This is a genomic window from Stenotrophomonas sp. STEN063 (assembly GCF_056854515.1).
In genome coordinates this window covers 1-14512 of the sequence record NZ_JBXFWF010000089.1, presented here as the reverse complement: position 1 = coordinate 14512, position 14512 = coordinate 1, and the positions used below count along the sequence as shown (strand labels likewise).

Annotated in this window: 10 protein-coding genes and 2 tRNA genes; 6 read left to right on the top strand and 6 right to left on the bottom strand. The window is 65.5% G+C overall.

The window, feature by feature from the left end; all coding sequences use genetic code 11:
* Positions 1–140 precede the first annotated feature (140 nt).
* Positions 141–785: a ribonuclease T gene (gene rnt, locus AC1VWL_RS17850; RefSeq protein ID WP_282273403.1), complete on the top strand. Its 645-nt coding sequence runs from the start codon at positions 141–143 to the stop codon at positions 783–785.
* Between the two features lie 12 nt (positions 786–797).
* On the opposite strand, the gene AC1VWL_RS17845 is transcribed toward rnt, so the two are convergent.
* The 3 genes from AC1VWL_RS17845 to AC1VWL_RS17835 form a co-directional block, all read right to left on the bottom strand.
* On the bottom strand, positions 798–1598 hold the full coding sequence (locus AC1VWL_RS17845) for a GGDEF domain-containing protein (protein WP_482987572.1): 801 nt from the start codon (positions 1596–1598) through the stop codon (positions 798–800).
* Positions 1599–1981: 383 nt separating this feature from the next.
* Positions 1982–3382 carry an ATP-binding protein gene (locus AC1VWL_RS17840; RefSeq protein ID WP_482987571.1) on the bottom strand — a complete coding sequence of 467 codons (1401 nt, stop codon included), beginning with the start codon at positions 3380–3382 and terminating at the stop codon, positions 1982–1984.
* Positions 3379–4107, bottom strand: a complete 729-nt coding sequence (locus AC1VWL_RS17835) for a response regulator (protein ID WP_282272210.1) — start codon at positions 4105–4107, stop codon at positions 3379–3381. Before AC1VWL_RS17835 ends, AC1VWL_RS17840 begins: the two co-directional genes overlap by 4 nt.
* Positions 4108–4304: 197 nt before the next feature.
* Between AC1VWL_RS17835 and AC1VWL_RS17830 the strand changes: the two genes are divergently transcribed.
* The 3 genes from AC1VWL_RS17830 to AC1VWL_RS17820 are packed head-to-tail and all read left to right on the top strand — an operon-like array spanning position 4305 to position 9024.
* Positions 4305–5651 carry an efflux RND transporter periplasmic adaptor subunit gene (locus AC1VWL_RS17830; protein ID WP_482987573.1) on the top strand — a complete coding sequence of 449 codons (1347 nt, stop codon included), beginning with the start codon at positions 4305–4307 and terminating at the stop codon, positions 5649–5651.
* Complete coding sequence (locus tag AC1VWL_RS17825) at positions 5648–7600, top strand: MacB family efflux pump subunit (RefSeq protein ID WP_482987570.1); 1953 nt, start codon at positions 5648–5650, stop codon at positions 7598–7600. Before AC1VWL_RS17830 ends, AC1VWL_RS17825 begins: the two co-directional genes overlap by 4 nt.
* Positions 7601–7608: 8 nt before the next feature.
* Positions 7609–9024, top strand: coding sequence for an efflux transporter outer membrane subunit (locus AC1VWL_RS17820; RefSeq protein ID WP_482987569.1), 1416 nt, complete (start codon positions 7609–7611; stop codon positions 9022–9024).
* Between the two features lie 248 nt (positions 9025–9272).
* Here AC1VWL_RS17820 and AC1VWL_RS17815 read toward each other — a convergent pair whose 3' ends face one another.
* From AC1VWL_RS17815 to rnr, 3 genes are all read right to left on the bottom strand, one after another.
* Entirely contained in the window at positions 9273–10463 is a 1191-nt protein-coding gene (locus AC1VWL_RS17815; RefSeq protein ID WP_482987568.1) for a DmpA family aminopeptidase, read from the bottom strand.
* An 8-nt stretch (positions 10464–10471) separates the two neighbouring features.
* On the bottom strand, positions 10472–11215 hold the full coding sequence (gene rlmB / locus AC1VWL_RS17810; protein ID WP_282273113.1) for a 23S rRNA (guanosine(2251)-2'-O)-methyltransferase RlmB: 744 nt from the start codon (positions 11213–11215) through the stop codon (positions 10472–10474).
* Positions 11216–11338: 123 nt separating this feature from the next.
* Positions 11339–13855 (bottom strand): ribonuclease R, encoded by a 2517-nt coding sequence (gene rnr / locus AC1VWL_RS17805; protein WP_482987567.1) that lies wholly within the window; start codon positions 13853–13855, stop codon positions 11339–11341.
* A gap of 115 nt (positions 13856–13970) precedes the next feature.
* Here rnr and AC1VWL_RS17800 point away from each other — a divergent pair.
* Both AC1VWL_RS17800 and AC1VWL_RS17795 read left to right on the top strand, forming a co-directional pair.
* Positions 13971–14057 (top strand) — tRNA-Leu (locus tag AC1VWL_RS17800).
* A 229-nt stretch (positions 14058–14286) separates the two neighbouring features.
* Positions 14287–14373, top strand: a tRNA-Leu gene (locus AC1VWL_RS17795).
* The last annotated feature ends 139 nt before the right edge of the window (positions 14374–14512 follow it).

Genomic DNA, 14512 nt, shown 5'->3' with positions numbered 1-14512 from the left:
CCTTTCTGCGCCGCGCTGTCGGCGGGTTATTTACGCCGTTCGGGTCGTTTGCTGCCCTGGCCGCCCCACTACAGGTGCCCCACAGCGCTTACCGCCCCTTGCTGACGCGGCCACTTGACCCGCTCTGCTACCCTATTGCGATGAACGAACTTGCTGAACCCTCGGTCCCCCGCCCTGCTTTCACGCCGATGGCGCAACGCTTCCGTGGCTTCCTGCCGGTGGTGGTGGACGTCGAAACGGGCGGCTTTGACTGCAATCGCCACGCCCTGCTTGAGATCGCCGCAGTGCCGGTGGAGATGGACGAGAACGGCCTGCTCTACCCCGGCCAGACCGCCAGCGCGCATGTGATTCCCGCCGAAGGCACCGAAATCGATCCCAAATCGCTGGAAGTCACCGGCATCGTGCTCGACCACCCGTTCCGCCTCGCCAAGCCCGAGCGCGATGCCCTGGAGCATGTATTCGCGCCGGTGCGTGCGGCGATGAAGAAGTACAACTGCCAGCGCGCGATCCTGGTCGGCCACAACGCGCATTTCGACCTGAATTTCGTCAACGCCACCGTCGCCCGCAGCGGCCACAAGCGCAACCCATTCCATCCGTTCAGCGTGTTCGACACGGTGACGCTTGCCGGCGTGGCTTACGGTCAGACCGTGCTGGCCCGCTCGGTACAGGCGGCTGGCTTCGAGTGGGATGCCAGTGAAGCGCACAGCGCGGTATACGACACCGAACAGACCGCGCGCCTGTTCTGCAAGATCGTCAACGCCTGGCCAACCGCGCCCGGCCGCTGAGCTGCACGATCATCAGGCCGCGCAGGTCCTTGCGCGGCCTTCCTTCTTTGCCTGCGCCAATGCGTTCTTGGCACGCTGATAGAACAGCACCGGCGCCTGGTCGTCTTCGCCGAGCTGCACAACGCCAGCACTGAAACTGACCTTGATATCACCGGCCTCATGGCCGCCCCACTCCGCGTACTGACCAAACAGACGCTGCAGGCGCTGGCAGGCGATCTCGGCCTCGGGCAACGCGGTATCGGCCAATAGCACGGCAAATTCCTTGTTGCCCAACCGTGCCGGCATGTCGGATGCACGCAGGCTGCGTCGCATCAGATCGCCTACCTCGCACAGCACCAGGTCACCCACCGCACGCGACCACTCGGCATTGATCTGCTTGAGGTGATCGATGCTCAGTACCACCAGGCTCAAGGAACGCCCGGTACGACGCGCTGCCGCCATGTCACGCGCCAGCACGTCATCGAAGGCACGGCGGTTGGGCAGGCCACTGAGATCATCCTCATTGGCCAAGCGCTCGAACGCTTCGGCCTGCTCGCGCAGCCGCTGTTCCAACTGTGCCTTCTCCAGCAGGGCGACTTCCAGCCGGCCGTTCTGCTGCTGCAGCTGTTCGGACCGAGCATGCTCCTGCGCGGCGAGCTGCTGGGCCTGGCCACGTTGCTGCCTGAGCTGAAGCGCCAGCCACAACACCAGCACGAGCAACAGCAGACACACGCCGGCGAGCAGGCCGGGCAGCGGCAATACCGCCAGCGACGGCGAGAAACCTTCGACTCCACCCTGCGCCCAGGCAGGTGCCGCAGCAACGCCTGCCAACACGCTCAGCGCTGCCAGACATCGTTTTGCAAAGACCCTCGCCCTGCCCGACGTCGCGCGCATCCCCATGCCCGACCGGGTTACCGGATTCTTCTCTGCTGCCATCGTTCATGCCCCAAACTGGTGTGGCGATACTAGCAAACGGAGGCCTTGTTGCAGGGATGAGCGAGCGCTGGCAGCAGGGATTTCCGCCGGAGTGTGATTGGTGGTGTGAAAGCCTAGCGCCCCCGCTGTTGTGGGAGCGGCGTCAGCCGCGAAGCTGGCTATCCGCCAGACTCAAGCAATAGTTTCCTGCGCTCGACATACCAATGATGGTCTGCCTTCGCTCGCGCCGGATGCATCTGTTGCTTCGCGGCTGACGCCGCTCCTACAACAGCCCAGCGCCGCTAGGCGCTGGCCGGCCACTGCGGCGCTTCCCACCGAACGATGGCTTCCAGACCGCCTTCGGGGTGATTGCGCAGGATCAAGCTTGCACCGTCTTTTTCTGCCAGTGCACGGGCGATGGTCAGGCCCAGGCCAGCGCCGCCGGTCTCGCGTGAGCGCGAGGTTTCCAGGCGCAGGAACGGGGTGAACACGGCTTCGAGTTCGTCCTCGGCCAGCCCCGGCCCGTTGTCACGCACCCGCACCTCGACTGCATCGCCATCACGGCGTGCACTGACATGCGCGGCGCGGCCATACTTCACCGCGTTGTCGACCAGATTGGAGAACAAACGCCGCATCGCCAACGGCCGCAGCATCAGCACCGCCCCGCTCCCCTGCTGCAGCACCGCGTCATGACCGGACTCGGCGGCGTCCTCGACCACGCTTTCCAGCAGCGAGTCCAGGTCGAGCGCCGCACGTTGCTCGGCGCTCTCGGCACTGCGAGCAAGATCCAATCCCTCGCGAATCAAGGCCTGCATCGCGGCAAGATCGCCGATCAGGCGCTCACGCAATTGTTCGTCCTGCACGTTTTCCAGCCGCAGGCGCAGCCGCGTCGATGGCGTCTGCAGGTCGTGGGTGATCGCCGCCAGCATCTGCGTGCGTTCGCTCAAGTGGCGCTGCAGACGCTTCTGCATGGCATTGAAGGCTTCGGCAGCACGCTGCACTTCCAAGGGCCCGCTGACCGGCAGCGGTTCGCGCTGCAGGTCATGGCCAAGCTCGGTGGCGTGGTTTGCCAATCGCTGTAATGGCGAGCTGGCGATACGCGCAACCACATAGGCCAGCAAGCCGATCGCCAGTGCCAGCAGCGACAGGAACCATGGGTCAAACGCCGCCCCGCTGCGCCTTGCCACCGCCGGGTATTCCAGCGCCAAGCGTAGCGGCGTGCCGTCAGTGAGCTTCAATTCCACCAGGCGACAGCGCGGTGGGGTGAATGCCGGGTCGCGCTCACGCGGGTGCTGTGATCGCTGTCCGTGCCCAGGTGGTGGCAGGAATTCCGGCAGCGGCGGCATGCAGGAGCGGAAACTGGTCGCGCGCACCTGCGCATTGGCGACTGCACCACCGCGTGCCGCCAGCACCGCCATCAGGGCCTCGTCCACATCGCCGACGCGGAAGTCGCCTTTCACCTCACGCACATTGGGTCCGCCCACCGCCAGCAGGCGGCTGCGCAGCTCCGGGTTGCCGTCCAGCAGATTGACGAAGCCCTGCAGACGGTCGGCGATACGCGCAAGGTTCTGCCGCTCGAATTCCTGCTGGCGCCGGCTCTCGGCCAGCAATGTCGCGCCAATCGCCGCCACCATCATGCCGACCAGGAGGATGACGAACAGCCGCCCGGCCATCGACGACAGGAACAGGCGCAGCCGCTTCATTCCAGCGTCACCGCGCTGGCGAACACATAGCCCTCGTTGCGCACCGTCTTGATCAGGCCGTCGGCACCACCAGCATCAGCCAGCTTCTGCCGCAGGCGGCTGATCTGCAGGTCGATGGCACGGTCCTGCGATTCGTAGTTGCGACCGCTGCTCAGCGACACCAGCTGCTCGCGCGATAACACCTTGTTGGCATGCGCAACCAGCACCCGCAGCAGGCGGAACTCGGCTCCCGACAACATCACCACGCGCTTGGCCGGGTCAACCAGATGCCGGTGCTCCAGATCGAATACCCAGCCGGAGAACAGCGCCCGGCGCATCGCCAGCGGTTCCATGTTGGTCGGCAGGGCCTCGGTCCGGCGCAGCACGTTGCGGATGCGTGCCAGCAGCTCGCGCGGCTCGAAGGGCTTGGCCAGGTAATCGTCGGCGCCCATTTCCAGCCCCAGCACGCGATCAATCGGTTCGCTGCGTGCGGTGAGCATGATCACCGGCGTGGTCGAACGCACCCGCAACTCGCGACACAACGCCAGGCCGTCTTCGCGCGGCAGGTTCAGGTCAAGCACGATCAGGTCGATGTGCTCGCGCGCCAATACCTGGCGCATCTGGTTGCCATCGGCCGCCGTGCTCACGGCATAACCGGCCCGGCCCAGTTGCTCGGCCAGCAGGCTGCGGATGTCACTGTCGTCGTCTACCACCAACAAGCGGTGCAAGGTCTGTATGTCCGTCATGGGGCAATGATCCATGCTAGCGGATCGTCGTGCGCGGCCGCAGTGTATCCACAGGTATCAACGCCCGCACTTGATACACGCCGATACATTGCTGGCTGAACCTGATACATGCCGACACACACTGTGCCTTGAGGCTGAACAGGGCGCTGACCACACTGGCATCAACGCCGCACGCTGCGGCCCAGCCTGAGTGCCTGATCACCGTGAAGCTGCTGCCCTCCTCCCGCCGCAACCGCATCCTGCTTGCCGCTGCCATCGTCGTCCTGATCGCCGGCGGCGTGTTCTGGGCCACACGCAAGCCCGCCACTCCTTCGATGGCCACCTCGCCGGTCAGCCGTGGCGATCTGGAACAGACGGTCGACGCCACCGGCGTCATCGATGCCTACAAGCTGGTCAGCGTCGGTGCGCAGGCTTCGGGCCAGATCAAGGTGCTGAAGGTGCAGCTGGGTGATGTGGTCAAGCAGGGTGACCTGATCGCCGAGATCGATTCGGTCACCCAGGAAAACAGCCTGAAGAATGCCGAAGCCGCGTTGGAGAACATCCGCGCCCAGCGTGCGGTGCAGACTGCCTCGCTGAAGGAATCCGAGCTGGCTTTCGCCCGCCAGAAGGAGATGCTGGCCGCCGAAGCCACCTCGCGCGCCGACTACGAGTCAGCCGAAGCCAACCTGGCCAGCACCCGTGCGCAGATCCGCGCCCTCGATGCGCAGATCCGCCAGCGCGAAACCGAGCTGGGCACCGCCCAGGCCAACCTCGGCTATACCCGTATCACCGCGCCCATCGACGGCACCGTGGTCGCGGTGGTTGCCGAAGAAGGTCGTACCGTCAACGCCAACCAGTCCGCGCCGACCATCGTCAAGCTGGCGCGGCTGGACCTGGTCACCGTGAATGCCGAGATTTCCGAAGCCGACGTGGTCAAGGTCAAGCCCGGCATGCCGGTGTACTTCACCATCCTCGGCAATCCGGACCACAAGTACGAAGCCAAGCTGCGCACGGTGAACCCGGCGCCAGCCTCGATCAGCACCGACAGCACCAGCTCCAGCAGCTCTTCCTCGTCCAGCTCCAGCACCGCCGTTTACTACAACGCGCTGTTCGACGTCGAGAATCCGGACGGCACGCTGCGCATCGACATGACCGCGCAGGTCTCGGTGATGCTGGCCCAGGCCAAGGACGCGCTGTTGATCCCCACCGTCGCGCTCGGCCCCAAGGTGCCGGAAGGCGGCCGTGGCCCCGGTGCGACTGCCGCCAATGGCGAGCAGCGCGCTGCCCGCAGCAAGCAGGAAGGCCAGCGCCAGCAGCGCCGCCAGCCGGATGCCGCCGCACTGGCCAAGAGCAACAGCTACGTGGTCCGCGTGGTCAACAAGGACGGGCAGCCCGAGCCGCGCACGATCAAGGTCGGCCTCAACAACGGCTCCAACGTCGAAGTACTGGAAGGCCTGAAGGAAGGTGAGCTGGTCGTGGTCGGCGAAGTCACCGTCGGCGAGAAATCCAGCAGCAGCAACCAGCGCGGCCCGATGGGCCCGATGATGGGTGGCCCGCGCCGATGAGCCAGCCACTGCTGCAACTGCGCGACCTGCGTCGCGAGTTCCCCGCCGGCGAGGACACCATCGCCGTGCTCAAGGACGTCAACCTCGACATCCACGCCGGCGAGATGGTCGCCATCGTCGGCCAGTCCGGTTCGGGCAAGTCGACGCTGATGAACATCCTCGGCTGCCTGGACCGCCCCACCGTGGGCTCGTACAAAGTGGCCGGCCGCGAAACCGGGCGCATGCAACCGGACGAACTGGCCGAGCTGCGCCGTGAACATTTTGGTTTCATCTTCCAGCGCTATCACCTGCTGGGCGATCTGGACGCACGCGGCAACGTGGAAGTGCCGGCAATCTACGCCGGCACCCCGCACGAGGCACGGCGCGAACGGGCCGAGGCCCTGCTCACCCGCCTTGGCCTGAGCGACCGCATGGGCCACAAGCCAGGCCAGTTGTCTGGTGGCCAACAGCAGCGCGTGTCCATCGCGCGTGCGCTGATGAACGGTGGCGAGGTGATCCTGGCCGACGAACCCACCGGCGCGCTGGACAGCGCTTCGGGCGAGGAAGTGATGAACATCCTCGGCGAGCTGCATGCCGAAGGCCAGACCATCATCATCGTCACCCACGACATGCACGTGGCCGAGCACGCCCAGCGCATCATCGAGATCCGCGATGGCGAGATCATCGCCGACCGCCGCAACGACAAGGTGCCGGCACTGCAGACGCAGCAGCGCACCGAGCCCGTGCGCGCCGGTGGCAGCGCCTTCCAGGCCGCACGTGATCGCTTCGTCGAAGCTTTCCGCATGGCCTTGCTGGCAATGAACGCACACCGCCTGCGTACCTTCCTGACCATGCTCGGCATCATCATCGGCATCGCCTCGGTGGTGTCGGTGGTGGCGATGGGCAATGGCTCGCAGCAGCAGATCCTGCAGAACATTTCCTCGCTGGGCACCAATACCATCGACGTCTACCCGGGCCGTGGCTTCGGCGACATGCGCTCGGCCCGCGTGCAGACGTTGAAAAGCAGCGATGCCGAAGCACTGGCCACGCAGAGTTACATCGACAGCGTCACCCCCAGCGTGTCCAGTTCGGTGACCGCGCGGGTCGGCAACAAGGCCGCCTCGGCGCAGGTCGCCGGCATCGGCGACCAGTACTTCCGGGTAAAGGGCATGACCCTGGTCAGCGGTCGCTACTTCGACGAAAGCGAGGTAAAGGGTCTGGCACAGGTCGTGGTGATCGACGAGAACACACGTACCCAGCTGTTCGGCAGTGATGATCCGCTGGGCAAGGTAGTGCTGCTGGGCAATGTGCCCGCACGGGTGATCGGCGTGGCCAAGCGCCAGTCGATGGGCTTTGGTGGCAGCACCAATCTCAGCGTCTGGGTGCCGTACACCACGGTGATGGCACGCATGCTGGGGCAGACCTACCTGAGCAGCATCACCTTGCGGGTGAAGGACGACACGCCGATGGATGCCGCGCAGTCGGCGATCACCAAACTGTTGACCCTGCGCCACGGCACCGAGGACTTCTTCCTAAGTAACACCGCCGAGATCCGCGAGACCATCGAGTCCACCACCAAGACCATGACCTTGCTGATCGGCGCCATCGCCGCGATTGCACTGGTGGTCGGCGGCATCGGCGTGATGAACATCATGCTGGTATCGGTGACCGAACGTACCCGCGAAATCGGCGTGCGCATGGCCGTGGGTGCGCGGCAAAGCGATATCCGCCAGCAGTTCCTGATCGAAGCGGTATTGGTCTGCCTGCTCGGCGGTGTGCTGGGCATCGCGCTGGCGCTGTCGATCGGCTGGGCCTTCCAGACCTTCGGTGCCAGCTTCACCCTGCTGTTCTCCACCGGCTCGATCATTGCCGCCTTCGCCTGCTCGACCCTGATCGGCGTGGCGTTCGGTTTCCTGCCGGCCCGCAACGCCGCCCAGCTCGACCCGGTCGAGGCCTTGGCCCGCGAATGAAGATGACCATGAAATCACTGCGCCCCCTGCTGCTTTCCGCCGCCTTGACCACCGCCTTGGTCGGCTGCGCCACCACGCCCAGCGCCGACCCTGCCGCCGACCTGCGCGTGCCCACTGTCTACGGCCGTGGCGATGCCGCTGCCAATGCACCGGTACAGGCCATCGAGCACGAAGTGACCGCACCGGTTGCCGATGTGCATGCAGATGCCTGGTGGCAGGGCTTCGCCGATCCGAACCTGGACCAGCTGATCGAACGCGTACTGGCCAGCAACACCGACATGGCCTCGGCAGGTTTGAAGCTGGAACGTGCCCGCGCCCAGGCCGGACTGGCCTCCGCCGACCTGTGGCCACAGGCCAGCGGCTCGGTCAGCGCCAACGGCAGCCGCAGTACCGACAGCAGCGACGACTGGTCGCGCAACCACAGCGCCAGCGTATCGCTGGGCTGGGAGCTGGACCTGTGGGGCAAGCTGCGCGGCCAGCGCGACATCGCCCAGTGGGAAGCGCAGGCCACCGCGCAGGACCTGCAGAGCACCACGCTGAGCCTGGTCGGCCAGAGCACCGAGTTGTACTGGCAGCTGGGTTACCTCAACCAGGCGATTGCCACCGGCCAGGCCAATCTTGAGCGCCTGCAGCGCACCGCTTCCCTGGTACAGGCACAGTTCGATGCCGGCGGCGTATCGCGGCTGGAAGTGCGCCAGGCGCAGCAGAACATCGAGAGCCAGAAGGCCGCACAGTCGCAGCTGGAACAGCAACGGGTGGAAACCCGCAATGCGCTGACCGTGCTGCTCGATGGCCAGCCCTGGCCGCTGGCGAACGAGCCGCAGAACCTTGATGTCGCGCAGAGCCCGGCCCTGGTCGAAGGCATGCCGGCCGAGCTGCTGGCACGCCGGCCCGACCTGCGTGCTGCCGAGCTGCGCCTGCGGCAGTCGCTGAAGAGCATCAAGGTGACCGCCACCAGCTACTACCCCAGCCTGAGCCTGAGTGGTTCGGTAGGCAGTTCCGCAACTTCGCTGGGTGATGTGCTGACCAATCCGGTGGCGACGCTGGGTGCTGGTCTGAGCCTGCCATTCCTGAAATTCCGGCAGATGCAGCTGGATATCAAATCGGCCGATCTTTCCTACCAGATCGCCGCCAATGATTTCCGGCGCACGCTGTATACCGCGCTGTCGGAAGTGGACAACGCCTTGTCGGCACGCACCCGCCTCGCGGAGCAGGTCGCTGCGGCGCAGGCTTCGTATGACGAGGCGGTGGAGATCGCGCGTTTGTACGAGGTGCGTTATCGCGCGGGTGCCACCGATCTGCGTACCTGGCTGGAAGCCGAGCAGACCCGCCGTAACGCCGAGTTGTCGCTGGCGCAGACCAAGCGCAGCCAGCTGGTCAATGATGTGACGCTGTACAAGGCGCTGGGTGGCGGGGCGACTTGAGCCCCTCTCCCTCCGGGAGAGGGGTTGGGGAGAGGGCCGAGCGGAGAAGCAAAAGCTGAAAGGCCGAGAAGCTGAAGCGCTCCCCTCATCCGCCCTTCGGGCACCTCGCTCCGCGCCCCGGCCCTGCGTAGCACGCAGGGCGTACGAACAGTCACGAGCCTTTGGCTCGTGAACGCCTGTTCTTAACCCCGCAAGCGGGAGAAGGGACTTGGCCAAACATGGCTTGGTTCCGCAGCACTCCAGGCACCCTACTGCCCCGGCGCGCCCACCCCATGCCGCTGCAGAACCTCCCGCACCTTGTCCAGCGGAATCGCCTCCACCGTCTGCCCATTGCCACTCACCGTGGTCGCCATGAACAAGGCGTTGTAGACCGACTCTTCCACCGCATCGACGCTGGCCTGGAACACCGCGCTCATCTGCTCGTTGGCCAGTTCGGTGGTCTGCAGCTGCGCCGCGTCAAACCCACGCCGCACCGACGCCGCCGTTGAAAATGCCAGCACATAGTCGCCGCTGCCGTTGGAGGCGGAGCTGCCGGTGCGCCCCAAACCCATCATTCCGCGCGAGGCCAGACGCCGCAGGTTGCGGTCCGACAAGGGCGCGTCGGTCGCCACCACGATGATCACCGAGCCATCGCCGCGATCATCGGCAAGTCCGCGCACATTGCCCTGCGCTGCCACTGCATTCTGGAATGCATAGCGGTCCAGCTCGCGCCCGACCGGTGCACCTTCCACCTGCAGGACACCGCCGAAATTGGCCTGCACCAGCACGCCGACGGTCCAGCCGCCAAGACTCTCGGGCAGCTTGCGCGAGGAGGTGCCAATACCGCCCTTCCAGCCGAATGCCACCGTGCCGGTGCCCGCACCGACACTGCCTTCCTGCACCGGCCCGCTCTTCGCACTCTCCAATGCCCGGCGCACCGCGTCCGCGGTAACCGGCCGTGCGCGGATGTCATTGAGGCCGCCATCATTGGTTTCACCAACAACCACGTTCAACGAGCGCACCTGCTGCATGTCCGGCTGCGCCAGCATCCACTCGGCCATCGCATCAGCCGCCTTCCACACACAGAGCGTGCAGGTCAGCAGGATCGGGGTTTCCAGTTCGCCCAGTTCGTTGACCTGGGTGCTGCCGACAAATTTGCCGAAGCCGTTGCCAACATGCAGCGCCGCCGGCACCCGCGAGCGGTAGGCATTGCCGGGATGCGGCAGGATCGCGGTAACGCCGGTGCGTACCGTGTTGCCGGTACTCAGCGTCACCTGGCCAACGCGCACGCCGGCTACGTCGGTGATCGCGTTGTTGCTGCCTGGGCTGAAGATGCCGGGCGCGACGCCCAGCTCACGCGCGCGTTGGCGCGGTGCGTCCTGCGCGGCGGCGCCCAGGACGCAAAGCCCCGCCAGCGCCACGGTCAATCGGAGGAAGAGACGAGGCGGCGTGCGGGGCATGATGTTCCTTACAGGCGTTGGCGGACTGCCTCGAACAATGCCACACCCGTCGCCACGGATACATTGAGGCTCTCGACGTCGCCCGGCATCGGGATGCGCACCAGCTGGTCGCAGGTTTCGCGGGTCAGGCGGCGCATGCCATCGGCTTCGCCGCCCATCACCAACGCCACGTTGCCACGCAGGTCGAGCTTGTGGATGGTGGTTTCGGATTCACCGGCCAGCCCATACACCCACACGCCCAGCTTCTGCATGTCCTTGATGCAGCGGACCAGATTGGTCACCGATACCACCGGAATGCTGTCCGCGGCACCGGCGCTGACCTTGCGCACGGTCGCATTGACCGGGGCACTCTTGTCCTTGGGGATCACCACCGCAGTGACGCCAGCGGCGGCGGCACTGCGCAGGCAGGCGCCGAGGTTGTGCGGGTCCTGCACCTCGTCCAGCACCAGCACCAGCGCCTTGCCTTCGGCCGCTTCGATCAGGCCCTTCAGTTCGTTCTCGTCCCACAGCTTGGGCGCGGCATAGCGCGCCACCACGCCCTGGTGGCGGACCTGGCCGGCCACGCCGCCCAGCGCCTGGGCGTTGACCTTGCGCACGTCGATGCCCTTGCGCAGGGCCTCTTCCTCGATTTCAACCAGGCGCGGGTTCTTGGCGCCGGCCTCGATCAGGACCTCGCGGACGTTTTCGGGGTCTTTCTCGATCGACGAAGCAACGGCATTGACGCCGACGATCCACTGGTTCTGCTTGCTCATGGGCGTCACATGGGGACTTCTGGGGGTGGCAATGGTAGGCCGATTCGGCCCGGCCCGCAGCTGCCACCGGCCTGCGGGGTGCGGGAATGGCGGCCGCCGCTGCTGCGAGGGCCGCTTCCGGCATCAATACTTCTGCTTGGTGCGCTTGGCTGGCTTGCCGCGTTCGGGCAGCGGCGGCAGGCCTTCCTCCAGCGGTTCGCCATCCAGCTTCTCGACCAGCCGGAAGTCGATCTTGCGCTCTTCCATGCTGGCCTTGAGCACCAGGATGCGGACCCGGTCACCGAGCCGGAACTCGTTGCCGCGACGGTCGCCGCTCAGCGTCTTGCGGATCGGGTCGAACTGGTAATAGTCGTGCGGCAGCTGGGTCACGTGGACCAGGCCATTGACCTTGGACTCGTCCAGCTCGACGAACAGGCCGAAGCTGGTCACGCCACTGATCACGCCCTCGAACTGGCTGCCAACGTGCTTTTCCATCCATGCCGCACGGAAGCGCTCATCAACCTCGCGCTCGGCCTCATCGGCACGGCGCTCACGCTCGGAGCACTGCAGCGACAAGGCCGCCATTTCGCGCGGGGTGTAGGTGTACTTGTCGAGCGGACCGCCGCTCAGCGCGTACTTGATGGCGCGGTGCACCAGCAGATCCGGGTAACGGCGGATCGGCGAGGTGAAGTGCGCGTAGGCCTCCAGCGCCAGACCGAAGTGACCGTTGTTGTCCGGCGAATACACCGCAAGCGACTGGCTGCGCAGCAGCACCGACTCCAGCAATGCCGCGTCCGGGCGCTCACGCACCTTCTTCAGCAGCTTGGTGTAATCGCCCGGCTGCACCTTGCTCCACGGCGGCAGACTCAGCTTGAATTCCTTCAGGAACTCCAGCAGGTCGGCGAACTTGGACTCCGGTGGCCGCTCGTGCACGCGGAACGGCGCCGGCACATGCTTGGACAGCAGGTAGCGCGCGGCCTCCACGTTGGCAGCGATCATGCATTCCTCGATCAGCTTGTGGGCGTCGTTGCGCACCATCATGCCGGCCTGGGTGACCTCACCGCGGTTGTCCAGCACGAAGCGCACTTCCGAGGATTCAAACTCGATGGCGCCGCGACGCTCGCGCGCCTTGGACAGGATGCGGTACAGCTGGTGCAGGTTCTGGATCTGCGGCAGCAGCGGGCCGATGAAGGCCTTGGCATCTGCGTCGTCCTCGCCCACCGCCGCCCACACCTGCGTGTAGGTCAGGCGTGCGTGTGAATTCATCACCGCTTCGTAGAACTTCGACTCGCTGACCTGGCCATCGCGCCCGATCTGCATGTCGCAGACGAAGCACATGCGGTCTTCCTTCGGCCGCAGCGAGCAGATGCCGTTGGACAGCGTCTCCGGCAGCATCGGCACCACGAAACCGGGGAAGTACACCGAGGTCGCGCGGCGCTGCGCTTCGTCATCCAGCGGCGTGCCGGGACGCACGTAGTTGGAGACGTCGGCAATGGCCACCACCAGCCGGAAACCGTCACGGTTCGGCTCGCAGTAGACCGCGTCGTCGAAATCCTTGGCGTCCTCGCCATCGATGGTGACCAGCGGCATCGAACGCAGGTCCACGCGCTTGCCGATCATCGAGGCTTCCACCGTCAACGGCACGGCAGTGGCCTCGTCCAGCACCTCCGGCGGGAACTCGTAGGGCAGCTCATGGCCGTGGATGGCGGTTTCCACCACCAGCGACGGGGTCAGCTTGTCGCCGAGCACGGCAATGATCTTGCCGATCGGCGGACGCCGCGAATCCGGCGCATGGGTCAGTTCGCAGACCACCAACTGCCCGTCCTTGGCGCCACCCGTGAGGTCGCCCGGGATCTGGATGTTGCGCTGGATGCGCTTGTCATCCGGCACCACGTAGCTGATGCCAGCCTCGATGCTGAAATGCCCGATCAGGCGGTTGACGCCACGTTCCAGCACGCGGGCGATGGCGCCTTCGCGGCGGCCACGGCGGTCGATGCCGGTGACGTTGGCCAAGGCACGGTCACCGTGCATGACCTTGCGCATCTCGTATGGCGACAGGAACAGATCGTCGCCGCCCTCGTCCGGGCGCAGGAAGCCGAAGCCTTCCGGGTTGGCGATGACCACGCCGGGGATCAGGCTCAACTGGCTGACCGGTGCGAAGCCGCCGCGACGGTTCTGCACCAACTGGCCGTCGCGCACCATCGCACCAAGGCGTTTGGACAGCGCGTCGGCACGATCGGGCTCGGTCAGGCCCAGCGCGGCACCGATTTCCTCGGCGTTCTGTGGTCCTTCGCAGCGGTCCAGCAACTGCAGGATGGCCTCGCGGCTGGCGATCGGCTGCGCGTAGCGCTCGGCTTCGCGCGATGCATACGGATCATCGAACGCAGCAGCCGGCGGACCGGACTTGCGACGGCCGCGCACGAAACTCTGCGGGGCGGCATCGTCGGTGAACTTGCGTTTCCCCGGCTTGGCAGCGGCGCGTGGGCCGGCCTTGCCTGGTTTTGCTGCGCCCGACTTCGCCGACGCGGACAAACTCTCCGGCATCCATGGCGGCAGCTTGGCGGTTTTTGCTTTGGGGGCTTTGCCCGGCGCCTTGCCCGGCTTGCTGCCGGTGGCGGACTTGCGGGCCTTGTCGGCCCCAGTGGTCTTTTTGTTTTTCATCAGCCTCCATGGTACATGGACCAAGGTGTACAGGGTGCGCACAGCATCACTGCAGATGTTTGTGAAAAACCGTTGACAAAGATCCGCATCCTCTGCAAACTGCGCGGCCTGAAGTGCCCAGGTGGCGGAATTGGTAGACGCACTAGCTTCAGGTGCTAGCGGGGGCAACTCCGTGGAGGTTCGAGTCCTCTCCTGGGCACCACGTTTCAAGATCAAACCCGCGAAAGCGGGTTTTTTCGTTTCTGCGGTTCGAACAAACAGGCCACGGTAGCTCGGGTAAGCGCGGCGCACCCGGGTTCCCCCCAATGCTCGAAGGCACCAGTGACGACCCCCGGGTGCGCTGCGCTTACCCGGGCTACGGTGATCGGACCTTTTCTTCACAAACCTGTTGACGGCACCAGAAACGTCCTACATAATCTCGCTCCTGAGTCGCCCAGGTGGCGGAATTGGTAGACGCACTAGCTTCAGGTGCTAGCGGGGGCAACTCCGTGGAGGTTCGAGTCCTCTCCTGGGCACCATGACTCAAACGAAACAACCCGCGAAAGCGGGTTTTTTTGTGCCCGCCGTTTTTATCTGTAGTGCCGAGCCATGCTCGGCAGAGGCTTTACCGACAATCCCAACCTGTAGTGCCGAGCCATGCTCGGCAGAGGCCTTACC

What these genes read in the sequence shown, in the direction of transcription:
- rnt (WP_282273403.1), top strand. Translation starts at nt 141, where the DNA reads ATGAACGAACTTGCTGAACCCTCGGTCCCCCGCCCTGCTTTCACGCCG.
- AC1VWL_RS17840 (WP_482987571.1), bottom strand. Translation starts at nt 3,382, where the DNA reads ATGAAGCGGCTGCGCCTGTTCCTGTCGTCGATGGCCGGGCGGCTGTTC.
- AC1VWL_RS17835 (WP_282272210.1), bottom strand. Translation starts at nt 4,107, where the DNA reads ATGACGGACATACAGACCTTGCACCGCTTGTTGGTGGTAGACGACGAC.
- AC1VWL_RS17825 (WP_482987570.1), top strand. Translation starts at nt 5,648, where the DNA reads ATGAGCCAGCCACTGCTGCAACTGCGCGACCTGCGTCGCGAGTTCCCC.
- AC1VWL_RS17820 (WP_482987569.1), top strand. Translation starts at nt 7,609, where the DNA reads ATGAAATCACTGCGCCCCCTGCTGCTTTCCGCCGCCTTGACCACCGCC.
- AC1VWL_RS17815 (WP_482987568.1), bottom strand. Translation starts at nt 10,463, where the DNA reads ATGCCCCGCACGCCGCCTCGTCTCTTCCTCCGATTGACCGTGGCGCTG.
- rlmB (WP_282273113.1), bottom strand. Translation starts at nt 11,215, where the DNA reads ATGAGCAAGCAGAACCAGTGGATCGTCGGCGTCAATGCCGTTGCTTCG.
- rnr (WP_482987567.1), bottom strand. Translation starts at nt 13,855, where the DNA reads ATGAAAAACAAAAAGACCACTGGGGCCGACAAGGCCCGCAAGTCCGCC.